Raw genomic sequence first — 6,541 nt, 5'->3', positions numbered from 1 at the left:
GTATATATAGTAAGACAAGAGTTATTCAATTAACAATTAAAGACGTCTATACTGAAAGTAATCATTCTTTATTAAGACTTGTAGCATTTTAGCGCCTGTTTATATAAAGAAAAAACCTACTGTTCTAATCCCAGATTAAACAGAGTATATGAGGAGGAAGAAAATGAAAAAGATAATAGGATTTCTAGCAGTAACAGCAATTTTTATAGGTATAGGGTTTGCTGTAAATCGGTATATAAATGGTCCCTCACAACCAGTAAACGGTATCATGGTATCTGGAACGAAAGAAAATATATCAGCTGTCAAAAATCTGTATAAAGATCAAAACGTACGAACAACAGATTATAGTTATAAATTGGTCACAGAAATAATAAAACAAGAATTCACTACCGAACAGAAAGAAGAAATTAAGAAAGAATGGAAAGAAAAAGGAGGAAATATGACTGAAGAAGAGATAGACAAGGAACTTAATAAACCATCTGTTACAAAGAAACAATATGCGGTTATTACAAAATCTACAGCTGAAAAATTCTTAAAAAAAGGAATTATAAGAACACCCTTATCTAAAGAAGATAGTTCAATGACTTCAGCCTCGGTAAAAGAAATAAAAGAATTAGCGAGGGAAAAAAACATCTTTTATAGAAAAAATGCGGAAGATGGGGAAGTTAAGGATGGAAATTTAAATTTAAATGGACAAATGATACCTGTTCAACATATTGAACAAAATAATTGGATTGGCTATTTTTCATCACCGATAGTAATTGTTAATGAGGAAACATATAAACAATTAAAAGAAAAAGAAGTAAGCCTTTCGTTAATTCAGTTTGCAAAAGAAAATTTTGATTATAAAAATAAAAACAAGGTAAAAAAGGTGGTCGAATACGTTTCGAAAGTGTATGCAGTGAAAGACGAGAATGGTGAGTACGATAAGGATAAAATCTATTTTGTAGAGATTCAAAATTAATCTGTGAAAAGGATGAGTTGTATGGAGGTTGTTAGATTAGAAAATGTAGTAAAAACATATGGAGAGGGAGAAACACAAGTACAGGCGTTAAAAGGAATTAATCTTTCCATTCATAGAGGAGAATTCGTAACCATAGTTGGAGCATCAGGTTCTGGTAAAAGTACCTTATTGCATATTTTAGGAGGGCTGGATCGTCCGAGTTCGGGAAATGTGTTTATAGGTGATGAAAATATCTACAATTATAAAGATAATGAACTCTCTATTTTTCGCCGAAGAAAAGTTGGCTTTATATTTCAGTTTTTTAATTTAATTCCTGTCTTGAATGTACAAGAAAATATTGCTTTGCCAGCTCTATTGGATGAAGAACAGGTAGATGATCATTACCTGGATGAAATTATAAGAACTCTAGGGTTAAATGAAAGACGAGATCATTTGCCTTCTGAATTATCGGGTGGTCAACAACAAAGGGTATCTATTGGTAGATCTCTTATAAATAAACCCGATATTATCTTAGCGGATGAACCAACCGGAAATCTAGATACAAAAAATACAAAAGAAGTTCTGAATTTATTAAAAGTAACGGCTAAAAAATATAATCAGACGGTGATTTTAATTACTCATGATCCTGCTATCGCATCAAACTCTGATCGAATTATAACCATTACAGATGGCATGATTATTTCAGATAAACAATTAGTGCAAAAGCAAGAAAAATGTGGAGGGGAGGAGTATTGATTCATAGTTACAAACAGTTAAGTCAAAAATATCTCAGAAGTAATATAAAACGTACTTTGCTAACATTAACAGGTATTATTCTAGCGTTGGCGCTAATAACAACGATTGGACTTTTTTTAAATAGTGGATACACTTCGGGAATTGAAAATGCTAAAAAAGGTTCTATGGGTTCTGCAAATATTTCAGTTGAAAGTTATAATCAAAAGCTTTTCAATATGGTAAAAAGTAATCCGAATATATCTTCTTATGGCATCATAACTCCAGGAGAGGTGATCCAATTTGATGAGATAGCTGTCTCTTATATGTATGCAGATCATCAAGCATTGAAGCTGTTAAAGTCTAGTATTCCTGTAGAAGGTAAGCTACCTTCAAATGAAAACGAGGCTGTTTTAGAAAAATGGATGCTGCCTTACTTCGGGCCTAATCTTAAATTAGGCGGTATGTTTACTATTCATGAAAAAAAATATAAACTTGTTGGTTTGTTAAATAAGTCTAGTAGTAATCAGGAAAATAAACCCGGTCAATTATTGACATATAAAAATAAGTTTAAAGTTGGAGAAGGTAGCGTATTGATTGAATTACATAAGTACGCAAACTTTGATGAAGTTGAAAATCAATTTAAATTATTGACGAATAAAGAAAATATAAGAGTGAATGACCAATTAAAGAAAGCCTTAAAGCCTAGTTTGGAGATAATGGCGGCAGCCGCTATTAGTATTGGGATTGTTGTGATTTCTACAATTGTTATTATTTATAATGCATTTCAAATTAGTATAGTAGAGCGAATGAAACAGTTTGGCCTATTGAGGAGTATAGGAGCTACAAAAAAACAAATCAGGAAAATTGTGATAAGAGAAGCAACATTTCTTTCTATTATTGCTATCTTTTTTGGGATTTTGTGCAGCATATTAGTAGTCTTTTTACTTAATCAAGTACTGATAAACATACTTAAAAACTCTATGGGATATACAATTAAATTAGATTGGTTAATTATATGTGTATGTTCTTTAATTACATTGATAACTGTTTATATTTCAAGCTATTTTCCTGCTTTTTTTGCAGGTAGAATTTCACCGTTATTGGCCGTAAGTAGCCGATTAGCTATAAAAAAAGAAAAAATAAAGAAAAAAAAGAGAACAAAATTAAAGAAACCACTATCTTTTCCGTTAAGTATGGCATTAAAAAATATCAAAAGGAATCCGAATAGATATACAGTTACAATCTTGTCTATTATTATAAGTAGTGTACTGTATATCACGTTTACGTTTCTCATAGATACTGTCATTCAGCGTAAACAACCGGAAATTCAAGCTCTAAAATCGGACATATCAGTTAGGGTTAATTCAAATTTAGACAAGCCTAGCATAGATCATATGAGTCGAAATATTTATAAAGTTAATAACGTAGAGAAGCTGTACAAGCAATATCAGGCAAATGATTTTTATACGAAAATACCAAAAAATAAACAAATTAAAGAATTACAAGGAAATGAATCGCTGTATCAAAAAGTAAAATATAATGATCAAACTGTAGAAATTATGAAAACACAAATAAAAGCATACGATGAGAATAGTTTAAAGAAACTAGCTGAAAATGTAACTAGTGGAAGAATTGATATTTCAAAATTAAATCGTGAAAAAGAGGTTATTTTAGTAAAACAAGCTGCATCAAATGATATGAATACAAGTAAAAAATATATAGGTTCTCTAAGTACTTTTCAGGTAGGGGATGAAATCCAAATAACAAGTCAGCAGGAAAGAAAATCGACAGAGGAAATCTCCTACAATGAAGAAAAACTAGAAACTTTAAAAATAGCTGCTATTGTAGAATTGGACATTTTTAATATGAGCAGAGTGATGGATACCATAACTTTTATTACTAGTGAACAAATAGCCGAATATATTACACCATCTCCACAAAAATTAACAGGTTTTGAAATTGATTTAGAGAATCAATCTCGGGCTGATGCTACAATTTTAGATATACAAAAGAAACTGGGTGGAGATACATCTATAGATGTACAAAATAATATTGTTCAAAGTAATTTCCATACAGACAATATACTTTATATAAAAATATTAGGGTACGGATTTATAGCTGTTATTACACTAATTGGTTGTGTAAATATTTTAAATACCATTACAGTCAGCATCATTATGAGAAGAAAAGAATTGGCTGCTTTAAAATCGATTGGTATGTCGCAGAAGGATTTGAAAAAGATGGTTATATATGAAGGACTTCTGTACGGTTTCTTTGGAAGCATACAAGGGATCTTTTTCGGCTGTATGCTGTCGTATATTCTTTATGTAGCACTGTCAAATACGGTGTCGTTTGAATGGATTATACCTTATCAATCTAGCTTTATCACATTTATAACTGCACTTTTGATTAGTTATGTATCGGTACTAATTCCGCTTCGGAAAATTAAAAAGGATAACGTTATAGATGTAATTAGAGAAGAATAGCAGTAGTTAAAACAATATGTGATTCTGAAGTTTAACTGAGATACGTATAAAACGGTTCGTAATCTGTATTATATTTCAACTTTACAGTTCAAATCGAGGAATTCTAAAACATAAAATACAAAAGTACCTTATATTATATAAGGTACTTTTGTATTTTTTAAAATGACATAAGATACGTTTACTTGAGTTTTTTAGGTAGTTAGGGTTTGATATACTAACTTAAAATAAAAATGTTGAGTAGTTCATTTTCAGTATACATCAATATATCTAAATTAAAAATGCAATTTTGCATCGAAATATCTGCAGTACCAATTCCATAATAGTCTCAAGTCTATTACAGTGGGAGCATTGTTGTTACTAGTTGGTGGAGTCATTTTCTTAAAACATAAAAATACATAAAAAGAGAAGTAAGGACGAGTTACGTAAAGTTGTATATGATTACACGCAGTGAGAAACAAGAATTAGAAATGTGTATGATGTATTGATGGCTACATGTTATGGGGGGAGGATACTTGTTATTGGAAAAAGTATTTAGTGAAAACATAAATTGAAGTGTTTGTATAAAAAACCTCCCAAAGGAGGCTTTTTATGAAGATAAACGTTTTGAAGCAGTCATCTTTTTAACTTTCATAATAATTTCACGTTCTAACATTTCATTTTTCTTACCAATTCGGCTTCCAATAAAGAAAACATCGATTAAAGCCCAGAAACCAAGCCCTCCAAGAGTCAGTGTCATGGCAATTGCCATACCAAAGTCACGTGCGTAGTAGCGGTGACCACCAAGTCCGCCTAGAAAAAACCAAATTAGGTAAGCAAGTCCTTTTGATTTTTTCTTTTTCTCAAACTCTGAAGTAACAAGAACCATTTGATCCGTTGTTAAGTCCTTTTTCAATAGTAGGTTATCCATTAAAATTCTCCCTTTAAATGTAAGATATAATTATTCCGAATATAAATATATCACAATATTAACTTTAATGTAATAACCCAGAAAAATATTATTGGTAATTCAAAAATTAATGATTAAATACAATTTAAAGAATATGGTCAATCATTTGTGTGAAATAGCTTGTGTATACCATTTGGGATACTATAATTAATTTCCAATTTCATTTCAAGAACAACGGAAACAAAAGAGAAATCGAAACGAAATCATGAAAGAAACTATATTAAAAGCACTACGATTTAAAAATAGAAAAGGCCTCATCAAATAAAGATGACATTGGTGGATCAGTTTCAAGTTGTATAAAATTTAAAGCGCATTTGTAGAATCATGGAGAAATAAGAGATTGTTTGTTCGGTTCGCATAGCGAATCTGTTATTTAATTAAAACAAGAGATTTAGAAATATATAACATACATAATTATTATAGATGTCAATGGAATTATTGTTGATGCCAATTTAAATAAAAATGTAAGAGAATAAAAAATCGTCAGTTGCTTTTTAAAAGCGCTGACGATTTTTTGTATAGTCTCATAGCTAGACTTAATTATTAAAAGTTAAATAAATTTCTATATAGTTTAAATTTAAAGAAATTAAATAGGAATTTTGGGCTATATTTGTTTTAAAGGGATTGAGGTGGATCTAATTTCATTGAATCTATCATAACTTTAATATTTTTCGAATTGCCTTTAACAGATAGTTTCACTTTTTCAATTTCTAATGTTATTGAAAATCTAACTAAGGATAAAGTTATGGAACGCATCAATAAACGGATTATTGATGGAAAACAATGGATAAATAGCAGAGAGATGAATATGAACGGAAGAAAATCTTGTGGCTCACAAAGAATTTAAGAGCTAGAGATATAAATAACAGTACAGATAAGGTTGAAGAAATCTACAAAAGGCTTTATCAATTCTAGCTAAATGATAAAAGCCCTGCAGGGGATGCAGGGCAAGACTAAGGGTATTGAAGAATTGTCGATTCTAAAAGTAAAGGACTTCTTGGAATGTTTTAAGTTTAACACGTAATATATTGAAACGTTATATAAAGATGTTACAGAAATATGAATATAAAAAAACTCTCATAAATATTATGAAAAAGTTGAGAATCTATAGAAGCTATAAGGGATTATATTTGCAATGGTGTCTTTATAGAGTTAATAGGACAGGCTTTTGTTTGTCTTAGTATTCGGGAATCTAGTAGAATTCCCGAATACTAAGACAGGTTCCTGGGTATTACGAAGCATGAAAGCATCAAAAAAGCCCGTACAGAAGCACAGGCCGGTTGATACACATATCGGTAACTAAATATTAACAGAAATAGTTAGGAAGTACTATTGAAAAAATAAAAAACTGCTTTCCTCCTAAGACGGTTTGAAGAAAACACATATAATAAAGCACTTATATTATACCAAATGTTTTCTCCTAATTAATAT

The 6,541-nt window shown here is 30.3% G+C and carries 4 protein-coding genes and 1 pseudogene; 4 read left to right on the top strand and 1 reads right to left on the bottom strand.

Translation table 11 applies throughout. The features are described 5' to 3' along the window. The first annotated feature begins 163 nt into the window (after positions 1–163). From GBN78_RS27765 to GBN78_RS27755, 3 genes are read left to right on the top strand one after another with little or no spacing between them, the layout of a single operon-like run. Positions 164–964 carry a lipoprotein BA_5634 family protein gene (locus GBN78_RS27765; RefSeq protein ID WP_076775604.1) on the top strand — a complete coding sequence of 267 codons (801 nt, stop codon included), beginning with the start codon at positions 164–166 and terminating at the stop codon, positions 962–964. A 21-nt stretch (positions 965–985) separates the two neighbouring features. Beyond that, on the top strand, positions 986–1,699 hold the full coding sequence (locus GBN78_RS27760) for an ABC transporter ATP-binding protein (protein WP_076775606.1): 714 nt from the start codon (positions 986–988) through the stop codon (positions 1,697–1,699). Beyond that, positions 1,696–4,164 (top strand): ABC transporter permease, encoded by a 2,469-nt coding sequence (locus GBN78_RS27755; protein ID WP_152127929.1) that lies wholly within the window; start codon positions 1,696–1,698, stop codon positions 4,162–4,164. The genes GBN78_RS27760 and GBN78_RS27755 overlap by 4 nt, the downstream gene beginning before the upstream one ends. Before the next feature lie 586 nt (positions 4,165–4,750). On the opposite strand, the gene GBN78_RS27750 is transcribed toward GBN78_RS27755, so the two are convergent. Next, positions 4,751–5,071: a TM2 domain-containing protein gene (locus GBN78_RS27750; protein WP_000369371.1), complete on the bottom strand. Its 321-nt coding sequence runs from the start codon at positions 5,069–5,071 to the stop codon at positions 4,751–4,753. Positions 5,072–5,183: 112 nt separating this feature from the next. Here GBN78_RS27750 and GBN78_RS30780 point away from each other — a divergent pair. Beyond that, a pseudogene (locus GBN78_RS30780) lies at positions 5,184–5,443 on the top strand (IS3 family transposase); the annotation flags it as partial. Positions 5,444–6,541 lie beyond the last annotated feature (1,098 nt).

The organism is Bacillus sp. B2-WWTP-C-10-Post-4 (assembly GCF_009183805.1).
In the GTDB taxonomy this organism is placed as follows: domain Bacteria; phylum Bacillota; class Bacilli; order Bacillales; family Bacillaceae_G; genus Bacillus_A; species Bacillus_A cereus.
This window is presented reverse-complemented; position numbering and strand designations above follow the sequence as displayed.

What these genes read in the sequence shown, in the direction of transcription:
- GBN78_RS27765 (WP_076775604.1), top strand. Translation starts at nt 164, where the DNA reads ATGAAAAAGATAATAGGATTTCTAGCAGTAACAGCAATTTTTATAGGT.
- GBN78_RS27750 (WP_000369371.1), bottom strand. Translation starts at nt 5,071, where the DNA reads ATGGATAACCTACTATTGAAAAAGGACTTAACAACGGATCAAATGGTT.
- GBN78_RS27760 (WP_076775606.1), top strand. Translation starts at nt 986, where the DNA reads ATGGAGGTTGTTAGATTAGAAAATGTAGTAAAAACATATGGAGAGGGA.